21 protein-coding genes and 1 pseudogene are annotated in these 22,814 nt (G+C 32.8%); 6 read left to right on the top strand and 16 right to left on the bottom strand.

Annotated elements, in window-relative coordinates:
* Positions 1 to 6: 6 nt before the first annotated feature.
* A complete protein-coding gene (gene dinB / locus ACYUJ6_RS03575; RefSeq protein ID WP_461844493.1) occupies positions 7 to 1,224 on the bottom strand; it encodes a DNA polymerase IV in 1,218 nt (405 codons plus the stop codon).
* A gap of 300 nt (positions 1,225 to 1,524) precedes the next feature.
* On the opposite strand from dinB, the gene ACYUJ6_RS03570 reads away from it, so the two are divergent.
* Entirely contained in the window at positions 1,525 to 2,388 is an 864-nt protein-coding gene (locus ACYUJ6_RS03570) for a TerC/Alx family metal homeostasis membrane protein (RefSeq protein ID WP_461844492.1), read from the top strand.
* A 122-nt stretch (positions 2,389 to 2,510) separates the two neighbouring features.
* Here ACYUJ6_RS03570 and ACYUJ6_RS03565 read toward each other — a convergent pair whose 3' ends face one another.
* The 4 genes from ACYUJ6_RS03565 to ACYUJ6_RS03550 all read right to left on the bottom strand — a co-directional run bounded on the left by ACYUJ6_RS03565 (position 2,511) and on the right by ACYUJ6_RS03550 (position 6,999).
* Positions 2,511 to 3,383: a TSUP family transporter gene (locus tag ACYUJ6_RS03565; RefSeq protein WP_461844491.1), complete on the bottom strand. Its 873-nt coding sequence runs from the start codon at positions 3,381 to 3,383 to the stop codon at positions 2,511 to 2,513.
* A gap of 145 nt (positions 3,384 to 3,528) precedes the next feature.
* Positions 3,529 to 3,717 (bottom strand): NAD(P)-binding domain-containing protein, encoded by a 189-nt coding sequence (locus ACYUJ6_RS03560; protein WP_461844490.1) that lies wholly within the window; start codon positions 3,715 to 3,717, stop codon positions 3,529 to 3,531.
* Positions 3,718 to 3,733: 16 nt separating this feature from the next.
* Positions 3,734 to 6,109 (bottom strand): trans-4-hydroxy-L-proline dehydratase, encoded by a 2,376-nt coding sequence (gene hypD / locus ACYUJ6_RS03555; RefSeq protein WP_461844489.1) that lies wholly within the window; start codon positions 6,107 to 6,109, stop codon positions 3,734 to 3,736.
* Between the two features lie 5 nt (positions 6,110 to 6,114).
* Positions 6,115 to 6,999 (bottom strand): trans-4-hydroxy-L-proline dehydratase activase, encoded by an 885-nt coding sequence (locus tag ACYUJ6_RS03550; RefSeq protein ID WP_461845430.1) that lies wholly within the window; start codon positions 6,997 to 6,999, stop codon positions 6,115 to 6,117.
* Positions 7,000 to 7,742: 743 nt separating this feature from the next.
* Between ACYUJ6_RS03550 and ACYUJ6_RS03545 the strand changes: the two genes are divergently transcribed.
* Both ACYUJ6_RS03545 and proC read left to right on the top strand, forming a co-directional pair.
* Complete coding sequence (locus ACYUJ6_RS03545; RefSeq protein ID WP_461844488.1) at positions 7,743 to 8,312, top strand: helix-turn-helix domain-containing protein; 570 nt, start codon at positions 7,743 to 7,745, stop codon at positions 8,310 to 8,312.
* Positions 8,313 to 8,439: 127 nt separating this feature from the next.
* A complete protein-coding gene (gene proC, locus ACYUJ6_RS03540; protein WP_461844487.1) occupies positions 8,440 to 9,246 on the top strand; it encodes a pyrroline-5-carboxylate reductase in 807 nt (268 codons plus the stop codon).
* 175 nt (positions 9,247 to 9,421) lie between these two features.
* On the opposite strand, the gene ACYUJ6_RS03535 is transcribed toward proC, so the two are convergent.
* The 7 genes from ACYUJ6_RS03535 to ACYUJ6_RS03505 all read right to left on the bottom strand — a co-directional run bounded on the left by ACYUJ6_RS03535 (position 9,422) and on the right by ACYUJ6_RS03505 (position 13,921).
* A complete protein-coding gene (locus ACYUJ6_RS03535) occupies positions 9,422 to 10,396 on the bottom strand; it encodes a D-2-hydroxyacid dehydrogenase (RefSeq protein WP_461844486.1) in 975 nt (324 codons plus the stop codon).
* Positions 10,397 to 10,748: 352 nt separating this feature from the next.
* Entirely contained in the window at positions 10,749 to 11,189 is a 441-nt protein-coding gene (locus tag ACYUJ6_RS03530; RefSeq protein WP_461844485.1) for a hypothetical protein, read from the bottom strand.
* A 24-nt stretch (positions 11,190 to 11,213) separates the two neighbouring features.
* The gene (locus tag ACYUJ6_RS03525; RefSeq protein ID WP_461844484.1) at positions 11,214 to 11,489 is read right to left on the bottom strand and encodes a HAMP domain-containing protein; all 276 of its coding nucleotides are present in this window, start codon (positions 11,487 to 11,489) and stop codon (positions 11,214 to 11,216) included.
* Positions 11,490 to 11,524: 35 nt separating this feature from the next.
* Positions 11,525 to 11,701, bottom strand: a complete 177-nt coding sequence (locus tag ACYUJ6_RS03520) for a hypothetical protein (protein WP_461844483.1) — start codon at positions 11,699 to 11,701, stop codon at positions 11,525 to 11,527.
* Positions 11,702 to 11,916: 215 nt separating this feature from the next.
* Positions 11,917 to 12,405 carry a DUF6803 family protein gene (locus ACYUJ6_RS03515; RefSeq protein WP_369704428.1) on the bottom strand — a complete coding sequence of 163 codons (489 nt, stop codon included), beginning with the start codon at positions 12,403 to 12,405 and terminating at the stop codon, positions 11,917 to 11,919.
* A 134-nt stretch (positions 12,406 to 12,539) separates the two neighbouring features.
* On the bottom strand, positions 12,540 to 13,370 hold the full coding sequence (locus ACYUJ6_RS03510) for a lysophospholipase (RefSeq protein WP_461844482.1): 831 nt from the start codon (positions 13,368 to 13,370) through the stop codon (positions 12,540 to 12,542).
* A gap of 23 nt (positions 13,371 to 13,393) precedes the next feature.
* Positions 13,394 to 13,921: a 2'-5' RNA ligase family protein gene (locus ACYUJ6_RS03505; RefSeq protein WP_461844481.1), complete on the bottom strand. Its 528-nt coding sequence runs from the start codon at positions 13,919 to 13,921 to the stop codon at positions 13,394 to 13,396.
* A 176-nt stretch (positions 13,922 to 14,097) separates the two neighbouring features.
* Between ACYUJ6_RS03505 and ACYUJ6_RS03500 the strand changes: the two genes are divergently transcribed.
* Positions 14,098 to 14,490, top strand: coding sequence for a DUF1523 family protein (locus ACYUJ6_RS03500; protein ID WP_461844480.1), 393 nt, complete (start codon positions 14,098 to 14,100; stop codon positions 14,488 to 14,490).
* A gap of 120 nt (positions 14,491 to 14,610) precedes the next feature.
* On the opposite strand, the gene ACYUJ6_RS03495 is transcribed toward ACYUJ6_RS03500, so the two are convergent.
* From ACYUJ6_RS03495 to ACYUJ6_RS03485, 3 genes and pseudogenes are all read right to left on the bottom strand, one after another.
* Entirely contained in the window at positions 14,611 to 16,833 is a 2,223-nt protein-coding gene (locus ACYUJ6_RS03495; RefSeq protein WP_461844479.1) for a cell wall-binding repeat-containing protein, read from the bottom strand.
* A 321-nt stretch (positions 16,834 to 17,154) separates the two neighbouring features.
* A pseudogene (locus ACYUJ6_RS03490) lies at positions 17,155 to 17,412 on the bottom strand (aminotransferase class V-fold PLP-dependent enzyme); the annotation flags it as partial.
* Positions 17,413 to 17,497: 85 nt separating this feature from the next.
* Positions 17,498 to 18,268 (bottom strand): N-formylglutamate amidohydrolase, encoded by a 771-nt coding sequence (locus ACYUJ6_RS03485; RefSeq protein WP_461844478.1) that lies wholly within the window; start codon positions 18,266 to 18,268, stop codon positions 17,498 to 17,500.
* A gap of 219 nt (positions 18,269 to 18,487) precedes the next feature.
* Here ACYUJ6_RS03485 and ACYUJ6_RS03480 point away from each other — a divergent pair, with 219 nt between their 5' ends.
* Entirely contained in the window at positions 18,488 to 20,065 is a 1,578-nt protein-coding gene (locus ACYUJ6_RS03480; protein ID WP_461844477.1) for a serpin family protein, read from the top strand.
* Between the two features lie 54 nt (positions 20,066 to 20,119).
* Here ACYUJ6_RS03480 and ACYUJ6_RS03475 read toward each other — a convergent pair whose 3' ends face one another.
* Positions 20,120 to 21,049, bottom strand: a complete 930-nt coding sequence (locus ACYUJ6_RS03475) for an isocitrate lyase/PEP mutase family protein (RefSeq protein WP_461844476.1) — start codon at positions 21,047 to 21,049, stop codon at positions 20,120 to 20,122.
* A 379-nt stretch (positions 21,050 to 21,428) separates the two neighbouring features.
* Between ACYUJ6_RS03475 and ACYUJ6_RS03470 the strand changes: the two genes are divergently transcribed.
* Positions 21,429 to 22,802: an MFS transporter gene (locus ACYUJ6_RS03470; protein WP_461844475.1), complete on the top strand. Its 1,374-nt coding sequence runs from the start codon at positions 21,429 to 21,431 to the stop codon at positions 22,800 to 22,802.
* The last annotated feature ends 12 nt before the right edge of the window (positions 22,803 to 22,814 follow it).

The following is a 22,814-nucleotide window of genomic DNA, read 5'->3' as shown; positions in this document are numbered from 1 at the left end:
AAAAATTTAATTTGCCTGCCCTCCATTCTTTTTATTTTTTATCAAAGCTGCACGTCTGATTATTGACGAGCCATATTTTTCGCGTATGGCATCAATAACATCTTCTATTTTATTGTCCTTGTCTAAATGCTCCTTTTCACAATCCCTTTTCATCATGTCAAACATGGATATTTGCTTTATTCTGCAGTTATCCACAAAACCACTGATGCTTATTCCAAGCAGCCGTATTGGCAGCCGCCCATCCCAGCTTTTCTCAAGCAGCTGAATTCCTGCTGAATAAATTTCTTTAGACAGACAAGTTGGCACAACAGTTGTCTGTCTTGTAACAGACTTGAAATTTGAATATTTAATGCTTATTTGTACGGTATGACCCTTTTTCTTATATTTTCTGGCAGTCATTCCCACTTCATCGGAAAGCTGCATCAAAATAATTTTAGCATCTTCCATATTAAATATATCATGAGGCACTGTAATAGACTTTCCAATGGATTTTACATCATTTTGCAGACGTGGTTTCAAGTCTGAATCATCAATACCATTGGCGAGATGATGAATTTTTTCCCCAACCTTTCCAAATCTTTTTATAAGATATGTTCTGTCATAAAGCGCCAGTTCTCCAATAGTACCAATTCCCATACACTGCAGTTTCCGTGAAGTCTGCTTCCCGATTCCATACATGAACCGAATGCTCATGGGCCATAATTTAAATTCAATATCCTTTCTCCAAAGCTCTGTAATTCCCAGCGGCTTCTTCATTTCAGAAGCCATTTTTGAAAGAAATTTATTTTCGGATATGCCTATGGAACATCCAAGCCCCAGTTTATTCTTGATATGGTAACTGATAAGTTCTGCTGATTCCATAGGCTTTCCAAATATTCTCTCACACCCTGTCATGTCAAGCCATGCCTCATCAATACTATTTTGCTGGATAATAGGGCTATAGGAAGAAAGTATATCCATGACCTCACAGGATTTTTGCTTATAAAACTCCTTATCAGGAGGTATAATAAGCAAACCAGGGCAAAGCTTTAATGCTTCCCGTAAAGTCATGGTGGTTTTAACTCCGAATTCTCGAGCTTTATAATTTGCAGTCAAGATAATTCCTCTTCGATCCTTAGGATCTCCTGCCACCACAGCAGGTTTGTCAGCAATCTCCGGGTGTCTTGTTGCCTCACAGCTTATAAAAAAAGCATTCATATCCACAAGGAAAATCACTTTCTGCATAACTTACACCTTCCTTTTTTATTAACTCTTTCATTCCCCATATCTTAAAAACAACTCTTTATATTATATTATTAACTTGATAATATTAAAAATTTATATTATTATATAAATATAGAAACTGAATATTTATAGTTAAGAGGGAGTAATTAAAATTACAAAATCAACATTTCGATTTATATTTTAAATCTGGTTTTGTAAACCCACGGGTAATAAGACTTTTAACATAATTCTATTTTAAATATGAATTATGTTGGGAGTCTTTATTTTTTTTATTAATCACTAAATTTAGGAGGTAAATTTATGTCCACAAGAAAATCACTGCTTCACCTCTGTTTCTGGGTAGGAACAGCTTTACTTTTCAATATTGGAATCTACATTTTCATGGGACAAGAAAAAGCCCTGTCTTTTCTGGGCGGGTACGTAATTGAACAAAGCCTCAGTCTGGATAATCTTTTCTTATTTCTGCTTATATTTGAAAGTTTTTCAATAAAACCGCAATATCAGAAAAGAGTACTCACCTATGGAATTTTTGGGGCGATAATATTGAGATTTATATTTGTAATTTTAGGAGTTACTGTTGTCAACAAATTTCATTGGATGCTCTATATATTCGGCTTTATTCTCATAATAAGCGGTATTAAAATGATTTTAAAGAAGGATAACTCAAATGATTTCAGCAGCAGCAAAATAATTAAACTTGTCAATAAAATAATCCCGGTTTCCAACGAATTGGCAGGAGAAAAGTTTTTTATTAAAAAGAATAAAATTCTTTATGCAACTCCATTATTTGCAATACTGATATTGATAGAGTGTTCAGACATAATTTTTGCCATAGATTCAATTCCTGCTGTATTTTCTATAACTACGGATCCCTTTATAGTATATACTTCCAATATATTTGCCATATTGGGGCTCAGGAATATGTATTTTCTCCTTGAAAAACTTCACAATAATTTTGCCTATGTCAAATATGGGGTTGCATGTATACTGATATTTACAGGCATCAAGCTTTCAATTACCTTTTTCCATATAAATGTTTCAATAATATCATCTTTAGCAATTATATTTTCAATCATGATTATAAGCATTGCAGTTTCTTTTATCTTAAGTAAAAAAACAGAGTCCCGTGCCTGTTCTAAAACTATTAAAGAGACCATTAAGTAAGAAGAATAGAAAAGTGATCCAATAGCTGAGTATTCTTTTATAATATGATATATCATAAAGAGGTACTTACTAAAAAAGCAAGTACCTCTGCTCCGCTCCTGCTATATATATTTTTTGTCCTTTTATTTTGCTTTATGAAGACTAGCAGATCTTAACATCATTATAGCTGTATAGATTACAACAAATATTACTACCCATATTAAAATATTTAATGGAAGGGATTTGACAATATATGCCGCAATCAGCACCCCCACAATACCGAATATTGAAATTGACATTGATACCTTTCTGTCATAAGCGTTATCCTTTACAAATTTGGCCGAAGCAACCGGCATTAAAAGAGCACAAGAGGCCATCATGATTGGGAATGCAACTTTTGGGTTCATCCCAAGTGCATAAATCAGTGCCATACACGGAGCATAAAGTCCAATACCCAGCGTCATTAATGCTCCTAAAATGAAATTGCCCGCCACAGCAACTATTAATTTTACTCCTGTAAGTCCAGCTGCAGTTCCGCCTGACGGCATAAGATTTAATCGGCCGCAAAGCATGATGAAAGCAACTGCAAGTAATGCAATACCCATTCCAATTTCAACTTTCCTTTCATCAAGCTTGGCAACAAGCCCAGCTCCCAACAGTGCTCCTAATACAGCTGCAGCTAACATTGAAAATAATGTAACAGGTTCAACCTTGATAACTGTTATGAATATTAATGCTTCTACTATAACCGGAATAGTATTGGCAACATTCAGGGTTCCAGGAAGCGTTCTATCATGGGTAAGCTTGAAATTTTTTAGAGCAGCAGTTTCTGTAGCAAAATTACCAATTCCCAGGGTATCAAAGAAATTCATAACAAGCCCTATTACTCCTATTGCCCAAAAATTTCCTGATTCCAACTTTCCTTCTTTTGAAGTTTTTATATAATCCTTAAAAAATACAAAAGCAAAATAAACTGCAAAACCCACCAGTAAAAGATAAAGAACTGTAATTAACATATAATTTCCTCCAAAAATATAATATTTGAAAATTAAGTGAGGATCCTCTAATTAGTCATTTTAGCAAAATATAATGATAATTATACTATTCTATTTATAAAAACAAAGATATGAAGTTTCTTCTTTGGCAATTACGCTAAATCTTTTATTTAGATAATTCAGCAGATTTTTGAGTTGTTTTTCTCAATGCTGCTATAACTGCATTTCTAAAGTTCTTTTCTTCAAGGGCAGCTACAATGATGCTGCCGGATTCTACTAAATTTGCATTTAATATTCCGCCAATCATTGCCTGACCCATATTACCGCACCCAATGAACCCTATTGTCTTATTCATATTATCACTCCTATTTTTAACAGCCGCATGCTTCAAAGGTCTGTTCTGTTCTATTGATTATTTCATCCTGCAATGCCCTGTCAAGGTTATTAAAATAATCACTGTATCCTGCAACACGAACTATAAGATCATTGTATTGATCTGGATTTCTTTGAGCATCTAAAAGGGTCTTCCTATCTACAACATTAAACTGTATGTGATGACCATCCATTTTAAAGTACGTCCTAACCAGGCTCGCCATATTATCAAGTCCAACTTCACCTGCCACAACAGATGGAGTGAATTTTTGATTAAGCAGAGTTCCGCCAGTTTTTATATGCTGCATTTTTGCACATGATTTAATAACTGCCGTAGGTCCATGTTTATCTGCTCCCTGTGCTGGAGAAATTCCTTCAGAAACCGGCATATGTGCCTTTCTTCCTTCTGGACTTGCCCCCATAACATCTCCGAAATAAACATGACATGTTGTTGGGAGCATCTCTATTTTATGGAATCCGCCTCTTCCATTTCTTCTTCCATTTATAATATTAAAGTATAAATCAAATATGGTTTTCATTACATCATCTGCATAGTCATCATCATTACCATACTTTGGAGTCTTATTCCTAACTAAATTATAAATATGATCATGTCCCTGGAAATTATCTTTCATGGCTTCTAATAATTCAGCCATAGTAAAGTTTTTCTTGTCAAATATATTATATTTTATCGCCGACAAACCATCCGTAATATTTCCGATACCAACACATTGAATAAATGTTGAGTTATATCTTGCACCTCCTGCATTATAGTCCCTGCCCTTTGAAATACAGTCAGAAATTACTACAGAAAGGAATGGTTCAGGCATTTGGTCTGCAAATAATTTTTCTACTACTCTGTTGCCCTTTATCTTTATATCAATAAAATATTTTGCCTGCTTTTTATATGCTTCAAACAGTTCATCGTAAGTTTTAAACTTTGAAGCATCTCCGGTTTCAAGCCCGAGTTTTTTGCCTGTCATTGGATCTATACCATTATTTAATGTAATTTCAAGTACCTTGTTCATATTAAAATATCCAGTCAGTATATATGCTTCCTTTCCAAAAGCACCTGACTCAACACAGCCGCTGTTTCCACCGCATCTTGCATCTTCAAGAGATTTTCCTGCAAACATTAGTCCCTGAATAACTTCATCTGTATTGAACATTGATGGCTGTCCCCAACCCTCTCTGGCGATTTCACAGGCTCTTTTAACAAATTTCTGCGGACTCTTTTTGCTTATTTGAACATTTGAGCTTGGCTGCAGCAGATGCATCTCGTCTATTACGTCAAGTAACATATAGCTTACATCATTAACCCCGTCTAAACCTTCTTTAGTTACTCCGCCCACATTAATATTTGCAAAATCCGTGTAAGTTGAACTTTCTTTTAATGTAATACCAACCTTGGGTGGTGCTGGCTGATTATTAAATTTAACCCAGAAGCATTCAAGCAATTCTATAGCTTTGTCACGGGTTAATGTTCCTTCTTCAATTTCCTTTTGATAGAAAGGATTTAAATGCTGGTCTAATCTGCCAGGATTAAAGGCATCCCATGGATTTAATTCAGTAATAACACATAAATGTACAAACCAATACATTTGAAGTGCTTCCCTGAAAGTTCTCGGAGCATGTGCTGGAACTTGACTGCATACATCTGCTATATCAAGCAGTTCCTGTTTCTTAATCGGATCAGCTTCTTTTTCTGCCAATTCCCTTGCATAAGCAACATATCGCTCTCCTAAAATCATTATTGCATCACAGCATATTGCCATGGCATCAAGCTCATTCTTTTTATCCAGGGCTTCGTCATCCTCACAAAAATCAAGCTTGTTTATTGCATCTTGAATATCTTTTTTAAAATCGAGGAATCCTTTATAATATATTTTATCATCACCTGCAGTATGGCCTGGTCCTCTCTGCTCCATAAATTCTGTAAATATTCCAGCCTCATAGCAATCCTTCCATTCTTGAGATACATTTTGAAGAATTTTATATCTCATGGATCTATTTTTCCAATATGGAATTATAACATCCTTCTGCAACTTTTTTGCTTCATCATCAACCGTAAAATTTATCCTTTCACGTTGTGACATAACATCAAAATCTTTAAGTGTATGACTGCACAATTCTGGATAGGTACAAGCTGTAGCAGGTCCTTCTCCTCTTTCGCCAACAATTAATTCGCCATCATTAATGCAAAGCTTCTTTCTTGAATTAATCTCCTTTAAAACCAATGCTCTGAGCACAGGAACCGAAACTGTCCCTTCATACTTTTTAGTAACTTCATCTACAATTTTTGCCCTCTCCATTGAAAGACTTGGAACAGCATTTAAGCTTTGCTCCCTTAACTTTTTTACTCTTTCAGTCATCATAATACTTAACCTCCTATTTTAATTTTTATTCCAGCTTTTTTAAACTTATCTGCAATTTTATTCATAACTTTATCCCATGGCGTTTCCAAACCTGACAGCTTATATTTCCTATTAAGTCTTCTATATTTATCCATACCCATCTTATGATAAGGCAGCAAGTTTACCTGTATTATATTTAACTTTGATATAAAATCAACTGCTGCATCAATATTTTCATCGTCATCATTTACACCAGCAATTATTGGCATTCTTACATAAATATTGCTGCCCCTTTCAGAAAGCTTTTTCAAATTTTCCAAAATAACAGTATTTCCAACACCCATATATTTGAAATGCTTTTCATTGCTCATATGTTTGATATCGAATAAGAAAAGATCCGTATTATCAATTATTTTTTCAAATTGTTGCCAATCTGCATATCCACTGGTATCAATTGTTGTATGGATACCTCTGTTTTTACAGGCCTTAAGAACATTGTTTAAATAATCTGCATGGATCAAAGGTTCGCCTCCGGAAAATGTAACTCCGCCATTTGATTCATCATAAAATACTTCATCTTTAATTATTTCCTTCATCAAGTCCTTAACTGCCATTTCTTTTCCTACAATCTCTCTGGCATTGCTCGTACAAAAATCACTGCACTTCCCACAAAGAGTACATTTTCTTTCATCAGTAACAGGATATCCATCCACAAATTCTATTGCTTTTTGAGGACACTTTTCTAAACATAAACCACAGCCTTTACATTTTTCTTTAAAGAACATAATTTCAAGACCTGATTTTTGACTCTCCGGGTTATGGCACCACCAGCAATTTAGCGGGCATCCTTTTAGAAAAACTGTTGTACGAATTCCAGGTCCGTCATGAATTGAATACTTTTGAATATTCATTATTATATCCGCAGCCAAATAATTCACCCCCTATAAAATAATTATTTTTTAAAGTTTCAACAGTAACTTTTTGTTCCCAATATCATTAGTCAATAAGTAATGCAATAATGTGATATCCAAGTTTCCAAATGTTAAATAAATTTCATTATTATAAAAACGCAATCATTTGTTTTGTTAAATAATTAATTTAAGTTTTTAGTTTATTAGTTATTATTTAGTATTTGAAAACGTTTTATATTTGTAAAACATACTCATACAAATTCATTGTTTAAAATATATCAATATCTTAATTATATTTTATAGTCCATTTGTTATTTTGTCTACTACTTTTTTATACATATACAAAAAAATTTTCATATACATAAAAACTCGTATCAGTAATTAGCCCAATACGGCATTCTTATAATGCTTTTCGATTATTGGCTATCCAACAGCAAATATTATTTTATAAATATTGTATACGGCTGCTTTTCTATAGTCCCTGATAATTTTACGTATGTGAAAACTTTTCATATACATAAAATTATCATGGACAACAATTCCTTTATATAATATAATAGTAATAAAAATTGTTAAATAATATAAATATATAAAATATTTCATAAATAGGTGCCAAACGTTTTACTTTTTATATAGAATTTTTGGTATTAAAAATATTTTATTTGCAGCTGAAAAATTTTTAAAATAGGATGAACTGATTAGTATAAAAAATTGCAGCAGATAAAAAAACGAGGTGACTTAATATGAATTCAGACATTGGTAAAAAAATAAAAGAATTAAGAACTCAAAATAATTTAACTTTGAATGATTTAAGTGAGAAAACCAATTTGTCCACAGGCTACCTGTCCCAGCTGGAAAGGGGTCTCACAAGTGTGGCCATTGACACATTGTCCAATATCGGGGAGGCTTTAGGTGTTACATTATCTTATTTTCTCACCGGACCAAAAAATAAGGATAATTTTATTCTAAGAAGTTACGAAAGGCAAGTACTTGAAGTTGAGAACAACAAAATAATACAATTTCAATTAACAAATGACATGGAGAATAAAAATATGCTTCCACGAATTTTCGAGATTCTGCCAAGCAGCAACAATGAAGAAATAACTCTTTATCCTCATGCCGGGGAAGAATTTGTATATGTGCTGGAGGGAATTTTAACTTTATTAATAAACAATAAAAGATATGAATTGTTCCCGGGGGACAGTGCCCATTACAATTCAAACCTTGACCACAACTGGGCAAACAATACAAATAGAACTGTAAAAATACTTACAGTTCATACACCAAATCTTTTTAAAAAACAATTAAATTAAAACCGGTATATAAATTAATTGGAATCTGATTTTGAGCCTGCGTTATTATGAACATGCTGCTTATTTTTGAAGAAATGAATTTACAATAAATATACAAAAATCAAAATTATCTAGGAGGAAAAAATATATGAGTAAAATAATAGGATTTATAGGATGTGGAAATATGGGGCAGGCAATGATTGGGGGAATAATCAATGCAAAACTTGTAGCTCCGGGAAATATAATTGTAGGGGATCTAAATGAAAAAAGTTTAGAAAAAGCAGCCCAAAATTACGGAATCAAAATTACTACAGATAACAATGAAGTAGCTGAAAATGCAGACATTCTCGTATTATCCGTAAAACCCAATCTATATCCTATAGTTATTAAGGGAATAAAAAATACTGTTAAGGAAAATGTTACAATAGTAACAATTGCTGCAGGAAAAAGTCTAAAGAGTACTGAAGAAGCTTTTGGACGAAAATTAAAAGTGGTCAGAGTGATGCCAAATACCCCTGCTCTTGTAGGAGAGGGAATGGCTGCAATATGCCCTAATGATAAAGTAAGCAAAGAGGAAATAGAAGAAATACTTCATATTTTTGAAAGCTTTGGCAGGGGAGAAATAGTAAGCGAAAAGTTAATGGATGTTGTAACCTCCGTCAGTGGTTCTTCACCAGCTTTCGTATATGTGTTTATTGAAGCTATGGCAGATGCTGCCGTATTGGACGGAATGCCCAGAAATCAAGCCTATAAATTTGCAGCACAAGCTGTACTCGGTTCTGCAAAAATGGTACTTGAAACAAAAGAACATCCCGGTGTGTTAAAAGACATGGTATGCTCTCCTGGTGGAACCACTATAGAAGGTGTAGCTGCTCTTGAAGAAAAGGGTTTTAGAAATGCAGTCATTTCAGCTGTAAGAAAAACCACTCAAAAATCTGTTGAATTATCCAAATAGGACATTTTTTTATATGAAAAATTTAATATAATTATCGGAGAGGAAATTTCATATACTTATATATATAAATAAAAATTCAAGATCTGATTTTACTGAAAAAAGAAAGGTACATGGATTGATTTACACAAATTCATGTACCTTTCTTTTTAACAGGTTTATTCCATAGTAAACTACTCTATTTATTTACTGTATTTACAGGTGTTCCCTCTAAAAAATTTTTTAGGTTGTCTGCCGCAATATTCATTAGTCTTTGCCTTGTTTCCCTGGCAGCCCAGGATATATGAGGAGTAATTATACAGTTCTTTGCCTTTAACAGCGGATTATCTTTATCTATAGGTTCTTCAGAGGTAACATCCAGAGCTGCTCCTCTAATTTTTCCACTGTTTAAGGCATCGGCTAAGTCCTGATCCACAATCAAAGGTCCCCTGGCATTATTTATTATTATAACACCGTCTTTCATTTTTCTTATGGAGGACCTGTTAATCATTCCCCTATTATCATGGGACAGAGGACAGTGCAAAAAAATCACATCTGACTTTTCAAATATATCATCCAATTTGGCATATTTCATATTTTCACTTTCCAGCTCCTTATTTTCATGCCTGTTATAGGCTATTACCTTCATTCCCATGGACTGTACTATTTTAGCAGTTGCCTGACCTATTCTTCCATACCCTATAATTCCGGCCACTTTATTATCCAGCTCCATCAATGGCTGTTTCCAGAAACACCACTCTTTAATTCTGTTCCACTCTCCATTTTTTACAGCTTCATTGTGAACCCACACATGATTGGTCAATTCCAGCAACAATGCCACAGCCATCTGAGCCACAGACCGAGTGCCATAACCGGGAATATTGGTTATTGTAATACCAAGTTTTCCAGCTGCATCCACGTCCACCACATTATATCCCGTAGCCAATACTCCTAAAAACTTCAGCTTAGGAGCATTTTTAAATACATTTTCAGACAAGGGAGTCTTATTGGTAAATACAATTTCCGCATCCCCTATCCTTTCAATTATTAAATCATCATTGCTATTATCATATACAGTCCGGTCATAAACAGTTAAATCTCCAAACCTTTCCAATGGCTCCCAGGTCAAATCTCCTGGATTTAATATATATCCATCCAATACAACAATTTTCATGTATACAACCCCTATCTCATACTATAATAATTATTAACTGTTTAACTTCTCTATTGCATTTTTATGTTTTTTATTATACCACACAAAAACACCCAATGGAGCAGACTTTTCCAATGTCTGTCCTATTAGGTATTCACCGATTTTTTATTCGAAAGCCTGCCATTGCTGAAACATTCCCCCAGTGTTGTAAATTGTGGGATAAGCTCTCTGCTGCGCTGCCAAATAAGCTTTTCTGTAATTTCAGGTATAAAGGCACTACATATGGGCAAATCTTCACCTGAGCCTACGAATTACTTGATATATTGAACTTATCAGTATATTGCTTTAGCTTCAATGACATATCATTTAATTTTCAAGCTATATTGGCCAATTGTTCCTCAGATGAACTCTGATCTTCCGCTGCTGTAGAAATTTGAGTAAAAGATTTATCATGTAATTTCCCAATTTTAATATTTATATTTTTAGATGAGCTGCCAATGTTGTTAGTACTCTCATTTAAAGATACTAAATATTGCTTACCGCTTACAGTCAATTCACTGGTTATTTTTGAAGAATTTCTTAAATTATCAATTGCCTCATTTATAAGGGCAATCTTTTTAGATAAATTATCAAGACTTTCTTTTGCACAACTCACTTCTTCATTTTGAACCTGGGAATTTTTCTTAGAAGACTGTATACTTCCTGTAATTTCTTCTGCTGTGACACTGACCTCTTCCGAAAAAGCTGCAAGTTCATCAGATGAATTTGTAATATTATTAGAAGAATATTTAATATCAGTTATTATACTTTTCAAATTATCCACCATTTTTCCATAGTTTCATGAGAGTTTTCCCATCTCATCATCATTTTTCAGTATTTTAACTTCTTTTGTCAAATCTCCCTTTGATATTTCCCCGGAAATATCTGCAGGCTCTGTTAAGGGGCTGGTAATTTTAGCTATGACTTTATTAATTATGACAATAGCAATGGCAATTAAAATCAATGTGATTATTATGGAAAGTACCAGTGCCTTTTCAAACTTACTGTTCATCTCTTTAGTAGACATTGATACCAGTACAGTCCCTTTTTTAGAATTGCTTTGTTTATAAGGCACTGAGATTATGTAACTATCCCTATTTAGTTTCGTAATTATTTTCCTAAAAAGATATTTTTTACAATTTTTAAACCATCATTTTCGGTCTGTGCAAGTATCACTTTTTTAAAACTAAATATTGTATAAACTTCTGAAATTATTATAGTGCTAATAATTAATATGACAAACATTATACAGAGCTTTATTTTTATGGATTTTTTACTTATATCCAAATTTAAAACCTCCTCTTTTATGATTTGCTATATAATCAGTAATTTTAATCTTTTTACACCATTATTATATTTCGTGCAATTTTATATTCACTACAGTCAATTTCAGCTATAACCTTTAATTATCAAATGATTCTTAGACTCAAGTGAAATTTGTTTATAAAAAAAAGGATCTACTCTGGCTAAGTAAACCCTTTAAATCTTTTCATTAATCCATATTACATTTTGTGCATTCCCGGCATGTTACTTATAATCTGGGGATTTACCATACCAAAAATCATTGCAACATGTGCAACTATTAAAAATCCGCCTACAAGAATAAAGTGAACTTTCAATTTTTCCTCATTGCTTTTATTTCTGAATATTATACCTAGTTCCATCAATGCTATTGGTAATAAAAATACTACACCACTTAAATAAAAACCCACTGCAACTACATCCACCCATGTATGCCATCCACCACCGCTTGTAAGGGGTATTACAACATTTACAAAAAGGTAAATGAATATTCCTGTAAAATAAAACCCATCAAAAATCCCCACAATTTTATTTAAAGTTCTTATAGCCCCTCGTTCAATTCTATTGTAAATTATAAAAAATTCTGTAATAGTGAGAGCTTCAGCACATATTACCGGTACAGCCATAAAAATAATTAAATTCCATGGCTGGTTATTCATCAGCAAAGACATATAGTGTGTCATATTCATAATTTATAACCTCCAAAAAATTTTATACTAGTACAGAAGTATTTTATCAAAAAGGTGTGTAGATCTTATGAAGATATCTTGATTTTCAGCTATATAAAAAAAGCCTGCCTTAAAATCCGGCAGACCCTTTTTTTCTATATTCTCTTTTCAATCCAATTATGAATATCCTCTATAACAATGTCCTTTTCGTCCTTCTCATTTAAAATTTCATGATAACATTTTGGATATATTTTTAAAGATTTATCCTTGGAAGATATATTTTTGTACAGCCATTTTGAAGCTTCATTTATTACTATTTGATCATTGCCTCCATGGAGTATAAGACAAGGATAATTATACTTTTTCACATTATTCTCAATCCAAATTGGCCCTTTTACAAAAACTTCACCTAATAATTTAATATTGGTTTCCTTCAGTACAAGAGGATCTTCATCATAAGCCCTTACAACTTCTGGATCCCTGCTTATAAGATTGGAAAGGGCGTTTGGTATTTTTTCAAAAGGATGTTTGTCAAAAAAATCGCCTTTACTTCCAATAGCTTCAAAGGCAGGCAAATCTATTACTGCCGCACCTGAAAGTATCTGTCCCTTTAATTTATTCTGATACTTCATTCCATAGCCGGCAGTTATAAATCCTCCCATACTGTGACCAAACATAAATACCGGAATACCTTTATTTTCACTTTTGGCCATGTCTACAAACAAATCTGCATCATCAAAGAAATACTGAAAATTATCTACATAACCTCTTTCTCCACCTGATTTTCCATGTCCTCTATTATCAAATCTATATACACTATAACCAAAATCATTTAATTTCTTCGTAAAATAATTATAACGTCCCAGGTGTTCGCATAATCCATGAACAATTACCAATACAGCTTTGGGCTTTTCTACTAAATTTTTTTTATAAAATAATTCAATATCACCAAAAGCTTTAATTTTTCCCTCAACACAATTAGCCATATAAATGCCTCCAATAAAATTTTTTAAGTAAGTTTATACTTTTTCAACAACACCCATGTATTATTTTTCCAATGATAAAGGGATATATTATCAAAGTATTCATTAAAATCACAGGTATATTTATGTACATAATTCCATATGTCCTTAAAATTATCCTTTATTTTTTTGGAAACTACCGTGCAATGAAATATTTTGTTTTTTCCCTCATTGCTTTTGAAATTCATCCAGGGTATTTTGTCCAGTTGAGATATAAGATCTTCATGAACTTTTTTTGCCTGAGGTGACATGTTTACAGCCATGTAAATTACGTCTTCCCTGAATTTCCCGTATCCCTCCAATTTTATAGCTGTTTTATTATTATTTGCAGAAAACTTTTCAAGTACATCTTTTACATCTTCAATTCTATCAGTTTCAAAAGGCGCTTTTATTGTAAAATGTGCAGGCAGCTTGGTTCGCCTTTTATTAAATTTATAGCATACACTACTGGTCAGTCTTTCATGAAATTTTAATGCAGAACCTCCTATGGTGCATACAATAACATATCGCTCCATTTTTATTCCCCCTACCTTATTATTTATTATATCAATCACCTGGAACTTATCTGTACTAAAAAGGAAATTTGGACACCAAAAATTGTTTAGACATTATTGCAGCCGATCTGACATAATATACAGGAAAAAATAATATTAATAAAAGAGACTATATTTATTAATATTGAGGAGATCTCATGAGGAAAAATAATTTTCATAGATTTAAATCCAATAAATCTTTAAGATCTTTAAAATTTAAGATTGGTGCAATAATAATCGGAATTATTATACTATCCGGTATATTTATATCCTTCCCACACTTTTTCAGAAATACTTATAAAGTGACAATTGCCAGCAAACAAATAAAAAAACAAAATAACAGCACTGAATATTTAATTTATACCCAAATAGGAAATGGTGACACAAGAGTATTTAAAAATACAAACAGTTTATTGGAATTTAAATTTAATTCCGAAGATGTATATGGAGGATTTAGAATTAACAGAAAATATGAAATCAAAACCTATGGTTTTAGAATACCACTATTGTCCTCTTATGAAAACATTGTAAAGGTGAAGGCAATAGAGTAAAATATGTTCCCTTCCTCCAAGGTGCTGCAAATATTTTCCTGTCTGCCTTTATCAGCAAATGTATAAGTTAGTTTTCCCGAGGGAAAAAATAGTGACAGTACATACCACTGTCACTTATTTTTAAAATTTAATATAATCAACCCATTGATTCCTAATATTCATAAAATACTCATCCTTGGTTATAGAATAAATTGCCTCCAGTAAATCTATATGAACTTTATGGTAATCCAAAGCAGGATTGGCATCTCTGGATGTCATAAGATGGCTTAAATCATAGCTTGTAAACCCGCCTATATCATAGTAGGGAAGTACTATCTTAAGTGATTTTATTCCTTCACTAAAATAATAATCAGCCTGACTGCCATTAATAGCAGAAGGTAATTGTTTTGCAAGCTGTGACCAATCATATATGCCCAGCAATGTAAACATATATCCATTAAGTGTATATGTAGGTATTGTATTTACATACTCCTGAAAAAATATATCACTCTTAAACCTGGGCTCCAGACTTCCAAGAGTATCCATAACGCCGCCCTGGCTTATTGGTGTTATTAAGTAATCAAATGCCTTATTGCCTGCAGTTATATATTTCTTATCTCCTGTCATTTCATAAGCACGGGAGAAAACATTCAGTGCTTGACCTTGAGCCATGCTTGAGGTCCAATTGCTTCCAAGGGATTCATATGAATAATAAGGAAATTTATACCTGAAACTTCCATCACTGTCCATGTGGCTTACAAGAAAATCAGCACATTTCACAAACTGGTTTATTACTGAAGTATCCCCCTGTAAATATCTTGCATGCAGATATAGTGCATATTGACATATGGTTACAAAATTATACTGGATTCCAAACTCCCTGTATGTTACCATGGGAATTCCATTTTCATCAAAAGTCAATGAATCAGGCTTATTTGTAGTAAACCGATTATTTGCAGAGAAATTTAAATACTCGCCCATAGCTGTATACTCAATGGGATTGTCAAAATTAAAATTAAATTTGCTGTATTCTTCAAGGGCATTTTGAACTATTGCCTCGGAGCTTTCTTTATAAACATATTTGCTTATTATAGGATTTTTTGATAATGCCACATTTTTATATACAGTTGCATTGACTTTTATTTCTTCAGGTACCTGCAACTGAAGCAGATAATTGTAGATATTCAAGGCTGCATCATAATTTCCCTGATTATGAATCTTTACTGCAGTATCCAGTAAATGAGATGCTCCATTATCAAAAGCTGATTTTAAACTGCAGTCATTGGGGTATACTGAAAGACCTAAAACTATATTTTTAAAGGCAGTCAATTCATCGGAAGAAACTTGTCCATTATATGAATTTATAAAATCAGCTGGAGTAATGTCATCCGAATCCACAAAAAGCCTATTTATCAGATAATCCGGTACTACACTTTCGCCACCTGCTATTACACGTTCCTTCAATGTGTTTCTGCTGCTTCTAATCATCCTTACCTGATTTTGAGACATATTGTCATCTACTAAAACCACAGGCGAGCTGTCTCTTGCAGCCAGAGGGGAAATAGATAATGCATCCGGATAATTTATTCCTGCTGCTATGTATATCTTTTGTATATTTGAAATATTATAAAGCTTGCTTATGACCTCTGCATTTGTTTCATATCTGTCCTGACCGCCAAGCCTTTCATATTCGCCAAAATAAGAAGCCGTATTGTCCGGTATAACACCTTGTCCGCCAATTATATAGGTTTTTGAAGGCCTTACAGTATCTACATAATCTTTAACTGCCTCCGGCACACCGCTGCTGGTGGTCAATACCAAAGGTGCAGCCTTACTGGAAGCATATGGAGAAATAGACAATGCATCTGCAAATCCCTCGGATGAAACAAGGAATAACTCATTTCCCCCAATTTGTTTTGCAATTTCAATAGATGTTTCAATTCTGGTGCTTCCACCTAATCTCTGGACATCTATGTTTTTCTGAGTCAATTCATTTTCCACTTCACTGGAAATAACACCTGTGCCTCCAATTAAAAATACCTTCTTAACGCCAAGATTTGTAAGCTTATCTTGTACATCAGTACTTAAAGTATTTCCTGCAGTCATAAGCAGCGGCGCATTATATTTAACGCTTAGAGGTGCGGAGCAAACTGCATCCGGAAAATTCTCACCTGAAACTATAATGGCATAATCAGAATGACCAGTCCAGCCATAATCAGCCACTTTCATATTGGTTGAATACCTGTCCACACCAAATAATCTGGTTGTAGCTGCTGATTGAGATTCGGCTTTGATTGCTGTTGGTTTAAGAAATATTATTATTGCAACAATTAATAAGGTAGTGATATTTTTTTTAGATAGCATGATTCCTCCTATTTGATTATTCTTCTACTAAAAATAAAGTGAAAGTTCCATTAATTTTAGGAACTGCCTTATAATTAAATACAGTAAATAAATATATTAATTGAAATATTACATATTAATATTACTATATCAGTAAAAAAACAACAATGGGAAAACCAGTATGGTGATCCAAAATTTCTTGAACCCCTTTAACTATTATTCAAATATCAACTTATAGTCCGCATTTTTCTAGTGCCTGTTTTAAATCATAAATAATATCCTCCGCATTTTCAAGTCCTATACTGAATATGATACATCCATCTCTAAATTCTTCCGGATAAAAATTAATTCTTTATTACTGCCCCACCCATAACCATGTCCATTTATATATTTTGTCAGGCTATGTAACACAAGATCGGCTCCAAGCTCAAGAGGGTGCTGTAAATATTGGGATGCAAAAGCACTGTCAACACTTAATAATGCCCCAATAGACTTAGAAATTTTAATTATTTCTGCAATATCGCTTATTTTGGTAGTTGGATTTCCCGGGGTTTCAACATGAATAAGCCTTTTATTAGGACGTATTGCTTTCTTTATTTCTAGTATAGAGTATCTGATTTGAATAACTCCAGTTAATTAAAGTTTATTTAATCCAATGTGAAACTTTACCGCTGTTTTGGGAAAGTCACACCTTTCTCTTTATCTGTGAAAATGCTTTATTTAAACGCCCTTTGACATCATTAAACAGCCTGTAATCTATATCTTTAACTTCTTCCTCACCAAAATACCTTTTTTCTATATACGTGGTGTATCTTATTTCAATTTGCATAGCTTGTACATCATTTAGAGAACTGTAATGGGATGTAATATATCCTCCCCTAAGCCCCTTTTCATCAACTTTTACATTAAATCCACTGTCTGAAAAAGAATCATATACAATATTCAAAAAGTCTCTGGAACAGGTTTTCCCTTCACGGGTTCCAAGGATTATATCTGCCTTGGATTGTTCAAAAAAACTGTGTAAATCCAGCAGATAAACATTTCCTTTTATTCTTAAAATTTTATTTATCTGTTTGTAGAGATTTAAATGATAGGGTTTATATATTTTTTCTATTCTATCCTCTATTATATCTTCAGCAGGTATTTTGCTGTAAATTTCCCTATTAAATGTTGTATTGTAATAAATCAGAGCTTTTGTATATTCATCATGTACATGTTTATTTTTAATATCCCTATTTACATCTATTACATATCTGCTGTAATTAGCCGAAATTGAATTTATATTTAATTCACATAAAAAATCGTATAAATCATTTAAAAACCAATCATTATTTGCCAGTATTACACCCTTTTTCATATTTTCCTTCATTTCTAAAGTTATTTTGCTTGAACTGTGAGGTATGCTCGCTATAATATTACAGGGATTATCATTATTTCTTACCCTAACTGAATTCATTATATCGCCCCCTCCTATATGATGACCTTAGTATCAATATACCACATAAAGGTGCTGTGCTGCACTACCTATTTTTCAAATTGCTGTGGACATGACCCCTTTTCTTTGATATCAGTCTCCCTGAGCACAGTTCAAATATTGTTTTGAAATCCAATACATGTTATTATTATTAATGTAAAGGATTTTATGATTATTAATTGAATAGAAGGTGATATTTTAATGAACAAAAGTGAATTTAAAAAAATCATTTCAATGTTTCTGTTTGTATCATTTATAACAATTTTCATGGGATTTACATCAAATGTATATGCAGATCCATCATATTCAGCTCAAAAAGCTGAAATACAGACTTTTCAAGACAAAAAAGATGTAAGTACAGTTAAATGCTGGACCATAAAATTAAAAGACCCGGTAGACAAAAACTGTTTATCCAACTCCAATCTCATTACTGTAAAAGATCCTGATGGAATTTTATTGGACACAAAGCTCTCCACAAGTGATGATGGAAAATACATTTATGTATCACCTCCAGAAGGTGGTTATGAAAGCGGGCAGAATTATTACATCAATATTTCCAAGGATTTAAAATTTATAGATAAAACCAAATTTCTCAAAAACCCAGTACAGATGAAATTTACAACTACAAATATGGAGGCTGTAAATATAGATGAAAATAGTCCCATATCCAAATCAAACAATGCCTTTAGCTTTAATTTAATGAAAAATTTAGCAGACAAAGATAAAGGTGAAAACATGATTATCTCCCCTCTAAGTATATCAAGCTTACTGTCCATGACTCAAAACGGGGAATCGGGCAAGGCAAAGCAGGAAATATTAAATTGTATAGGATTAGAAAATGTAAGTGACAATGATATTAATTTGCAATATTACAGCCTATTCAGCTACTACAACAATTTAAAATCCACAGATCTACAATCTGCAAATTCAATATGGTTGAATAAACGAATATCTTTTAATGATGATTTTAAGAATACAGCACAAAAATATTACAACTCGCAAATAAATTCTGAAGACTTTAATGATTCACAAACCGTAAACAAGATAAATCTATGGGTTGATCAGTCTACTAAAGGTCAAATCAAAAATATTATTGATACCTTATCCAGTGATGATGCAGCTGTTTTAATTAATTCCATATACTTTAAGGGCACATGGTTAAATAAATTTTCACCTGATAATACAAAAAAAGATCAATTTATATTATCCGATGGTAAAAAAATAGATGTGAATAATATGGAAAATACATCCTATGTAAATTATGTAAAAGGTAATAATTTCCAGGCAATTTCATTACCTTATTATGACAACATGGAAATGGATATATTTTTACCCAATACAGGCGTAAATCCAGATGATTTTTTGCAAAGCATAACTGCAGAAAATTTCAATAAATGGACAAATGATTTCAAAAGAACATATGTGGCACAAAAAATTCCTAAATTCAAAATGGAATATGGCACTGATCTAAAAGATGTATTAAAAGCTTTGGGAATGAATGAGGCATTTGATGTAAACAGCACAGACTCTAAAATAATAGAAGGTCCTTCATATATAAGCGACATCCGGCACAAAGCCTGCATAGATGTAAATGAACAGGGGACAAAAGCTGCTGCCGTTACTTCAGAAATAGTAGCATCTACTGCCGCTCCCACTGCACCTCCTAAAAATCCAGTTGATTTTAAAGTAAACAGACCATTTATTTTTACTATAAGAGATAACAAAACGGGAATTATACTGTTTATGGGTAAAGTAGAAAATCCCATTGTAAACAATTAGAATTAAATTTCCCCCGAGGTTATGTAAAATTTAATCATGCCTCGGAGGAACTATTTATCTGCCTTGTCGCATTGCCTCTTCCAGATTTTCCAGATTGCCATATTTATCTTTTATTACAGAGTCGGTCAAAAACTCTTCTTCTAATTTTCTATACTTAGGTAATCCAATTAACTTATTAAATTCATTAAAAGAAATCATGTCTTTTTCAATGTCTCTGGTGGTACCCTTTTCTTTTAACTCCTTAAATAAACCTAGCAATGCCTTAGACACAGTATAAATACTGGACAGTGGGAAAATCACAACATCAAATCCCATATCATGATATTCTTCTGCTGTTAAAGATGGAGTCCTTCCATGCTCAACCACATTAACCAGTTTAGGTGCCTTTATGGATTTTGCTATAATCTTTAATTCATCAATAGATTGAGGCGCTTCAACAAAAATTAAATCTGCACCTGCTTCTGCATATGCATTTCCCCTTTTTACTGCATCATCCAAACCATTAACAGCTCTGGCATCTGTCCTTGCCACAATCACCAGATCAGGATCCTCCTTGGCTTTTACAGCTGCTTCAATTTTTTTGCAATGCTCCTCCATAGATATTACCTTTTTACCATCCATGTGGCCGCATCTTTTTGGCCATTGCTGATCTTCAAAGAATATTCCCGAGACACCTGCTTGTTCAAATTCTTTAACAGTTCTCATTACACTAAGTGCATTCCCATATCCTGTATCACCATCTACAAATAGAGAAATATCTACTGAATTAGCAATGTGCTTTGCATTTTCAACCATTTCTGTCATTGTAACATAACCAACATCTGGTTGACCCAATAGGCTGGCAGCTGTAGGGTATCCCCCCATTATAAGTGCTTTAAATCCAGCATTTTCACCTATCTTAGCTCCAAGTGCATCATATACACCTGGAATTATCAATATTTCATCCTTTTTTATAAGTTGTTTCAATTTAGTCGTTTTTTTCATTTTAAAACCTCCTCCTACTAATTTAGTTTTTAAATTTCTTTACAAACATCATTTAATTTCTATATTATAAATACTCTCATTACATTTTCAGCAACATCTATACCAAAAGCTCACCTATAGCTAATTAGATTTAGTCTATACCACTGAAGAAAATATTCTTGGGCAGTTTGCTCATATTAGTTTAGACTGTAAATTAACTTAAAAATTTTACGTTGTATTCTTGTTTCATTTAAATTTAAACAAGTTTAAACATAAATAAAACAAATATGTGAAAATCTATGTATTTTACACATTTGCATTATTGGTATGGATACTGCTATATGAAAAGTAAAATATGTTTTGTGCAAAAGGTATTTTAAAAATAGGGGGTAATCATAAAATGGATAATGTTAATTCTCTTACAGCAAATAATCATTTTATTTCTGAAAGAATGGATCGCTTGCCAGTATCAAAAATTCATTATAAAATACTATGTTTAACAGGGCTTGGGATGTTCTTAGACAGTTTTGATATATACCTAGCAAGCAGTGTATTAAGTTCTTTATTAAAAAGTGGTTGGTCAACCATCACTTTAAATGCCACTTTTATTTCAGCATCATTTGTAGGACTTTTAATAGGTGCTTTACTTACGGGATTTCTTGGAGACAAATATGGCCGTAAATTTGTATATAGACTTGACCTTTTAATTTTTGGCGGTGCATCTTTAGTTGCTGCAATTTCTCCAAATATGAGTTTTTTGATAGTATGCAGATGCTTTATAGGGATAGGTCTTGGAGCTGAAATAGTTACAGGATATGCTCTTCTCGGAGAATTTGTCCCTGCAAAAGTTAGGGGACGCTGGGTTTCCATGCTGTCTTTGATAACCAATATAGCTGTACCTGTTTCTGCATTAATGGGTTTAATTATTATACCAACTATAGGTTGGAGATATATGTTTGTATTTGTAGGTGTATTTTCATTGATAGTTTGGTATCTGAGAAAAATGCTGCCTGAATCACCAAGATGGTATGAATCAAAAGGAAGATATGAAGATGCAGAAAAGACTGTAGAAATATTTGAAAAAAGTATTGAAAAAGATAAAAATATAAAACTTTCACCAATAGATACATCTAAAGTGCATCAGAGTAAAGAAAACGTTGCCGTTACTCAGGGCAAATTTTCAGATTTGTTTAAAGGTAAGATACTTTCAAGAACAATAGTTGGATGTATAACTTTAATAACCATAAATACACTTATATACACCTTTATAACCTGGGCTCCCACACTATTTTTAAAAAGCGGCATAAACCTTTCAAAATCATTGGGTTATACCACCATAATGATGATTGGTGCACCATTGGGTGCAATAATGGGAAGCTTTATTGTAGACAAATACGGTCGTAAATGGTGTTTAGTTCTATTCATGATTTTAGCAGGCATTATAGGATATTCGTATCCTCTTCAAAAAAATATGTCCACAATATTGATCCTAGGATTCTTATTGACAGTAGCCATATATATACTTGTAACAGTAGGACTTGCAGTATATGTACCTGAACTGTTTCCAACAAAAATAAGACTCAGGGGAACTGGTCTTGCAAATGCTGCAGGAAGATTGGCTACTATATTCAGTCCTTATGGAGTTGCCTTTTTATTGAATAATTATGGTTCTAAACCTATATTTACATCTCTTGTAATACTTTTAGTTTTTACCGCATTTATTATTGCTGTATTTGGGGTAGAAACAAAGCAAAAATCTTTAGACGAAATTTAAGTCTTAATTTTT

This window comes from Clostridium sp. JNZ X4-2, from assembly GCF_054889485.1.
Note: the sequence above shows the minus strand (reverse complement) of the source record. Positions and strands in the feature narration are given on the sequence as shown.

Excerpts from the sequence above, each read along its gene's own strand:
- ACYUJ6_RS03535 (WP_461844486.1), bottom strand. The coding sequence starts at position 10,396 with ATGAAAATTGTTGTATTGGATGGATATATATTAAATCCAGGAGATTTG.
- ACYUJ6_RS03565 (WP_461844491.1), bottom strand. The coding sequence starts at position 3,383 with ATGTTAATTACAGTTCTTTATCTTTTACTGGTGGGTTTTGCAGTTTAT.
- ACYUJ6_RS03545 (WP_461844488.1), top strand. The coding sequence starts at position 7,743 with ATGAATTCAGACATTGGTAAAAAAATAAAAGAATTAAGAACTCAAAAT.
- proC (WP_461844487.1), top strand. The coding sequence starts at position 8,440 with ATGAGTAAAATAATAGGATTTATAGGATGTGGAAATATGGGGCAGGCA.
- ACYUJ6_RS03510 (WP_461844482.1), bottom strand. The coding sequence starts at position 13,370 with ATGGCTAATTGTGTTGAGGGAAAAATTAAAGCTTTTGGTGATATTGAA.
- ACYUJ6_RS03485 (WP_461844478.1), bottom strand. The coding sequence starts at position 18,268 with ATGAATTCAGTTAGGGTAAGAAATAATGATAATCCCTGTAATATTATA.
- dinB (WP_461844493.1), bottom strand. The coding sequence starts at position 1,224 with ATGCAGAAAGTGATTTTCCTTGTGGATATGAATGCTTTTTTTATAAGC.
- ACYUJ6_RS03570 (WP_461844492.1), top strand. The coding sequence starts at position 1,525 with ATGTCCACAAGAAAATCACTGCTTCACCTCTGTTTCTGGGTAGGAACA.
- ACYUJ6_RS03480 (WP_461844477.1), top strand. The coding sequence starts at position 18,488 with ATGAACAAAAGTGAATTTAAAAAAATCATTTCAATGTTTCTGTTTGTA.
- hypD (WP_461844489.1), bottom strand. The coding sequence starts at position 6,109 with ATGATGACTGAAAGAGTAAAAAAGTTAAGGGAGCAAAGCTTAAATGCT.
- ACYUJ6_RS03560 (WP_461844490.1), bottom strand. The coding sequence starts at position 3,717 with ATGAATAAGACAATAGGGTTCATTGGGTGCGGTAATATGGGTCAGGCA.
- ACYUJ6_RS03505 (WP_461844481.1), bottom strand. The coding sequence starts at position 13,921 with ATGGAGCGATATGTTATTGTATGCACCATAGGAGGTTCTGCATTAAAA.
- ACYUJ6_RS03515 (WP_369704428.1), bottom strand. The coding sequence starts at position 12,405 with ATGAATATGACACACTATATGTCTTTGCTGATGAATAACCAGCCATGG.
- ACYUJ6_RS03470 (WP_461844475.1), top strand. The coding sequence starts at position 21,429 with ATGGATAATGTTAATTCTCTTACAGCAAATAATCATTTTATTTCTGAA.
- ACYUJ6_RS03475 (WP_461844476.1), bottom strand. The coding sequence starts at position 21,049 with ATGAAAAAAACGACTAAATTGAAACAACTTATAAAAAAGGATGAAATA.
- ACYUJ6_RS03495 (WP_461844479.1), bottom strand. The coding sequence starts at position 16,833 with ATGCTATCTAAAAAAAATATCACTACCTTATTAATTGTTGCAATAATA.
- ACYUJ6_RS03550 (WP_461845430.1), bottom strand. The coding sequence starts at position 6,999 with ATGAATATTCAAAAGTATTCAATTCATGACGGACCTGGAATTCGTACA.
- ACYUJ6_RS03500 (WP_461844480.1), top strand. The coding sequence starts at position 14,098 with ATGAGGAAAAATAATTTTCATAGATTTAAATCCAATAAATCTTTAAGA.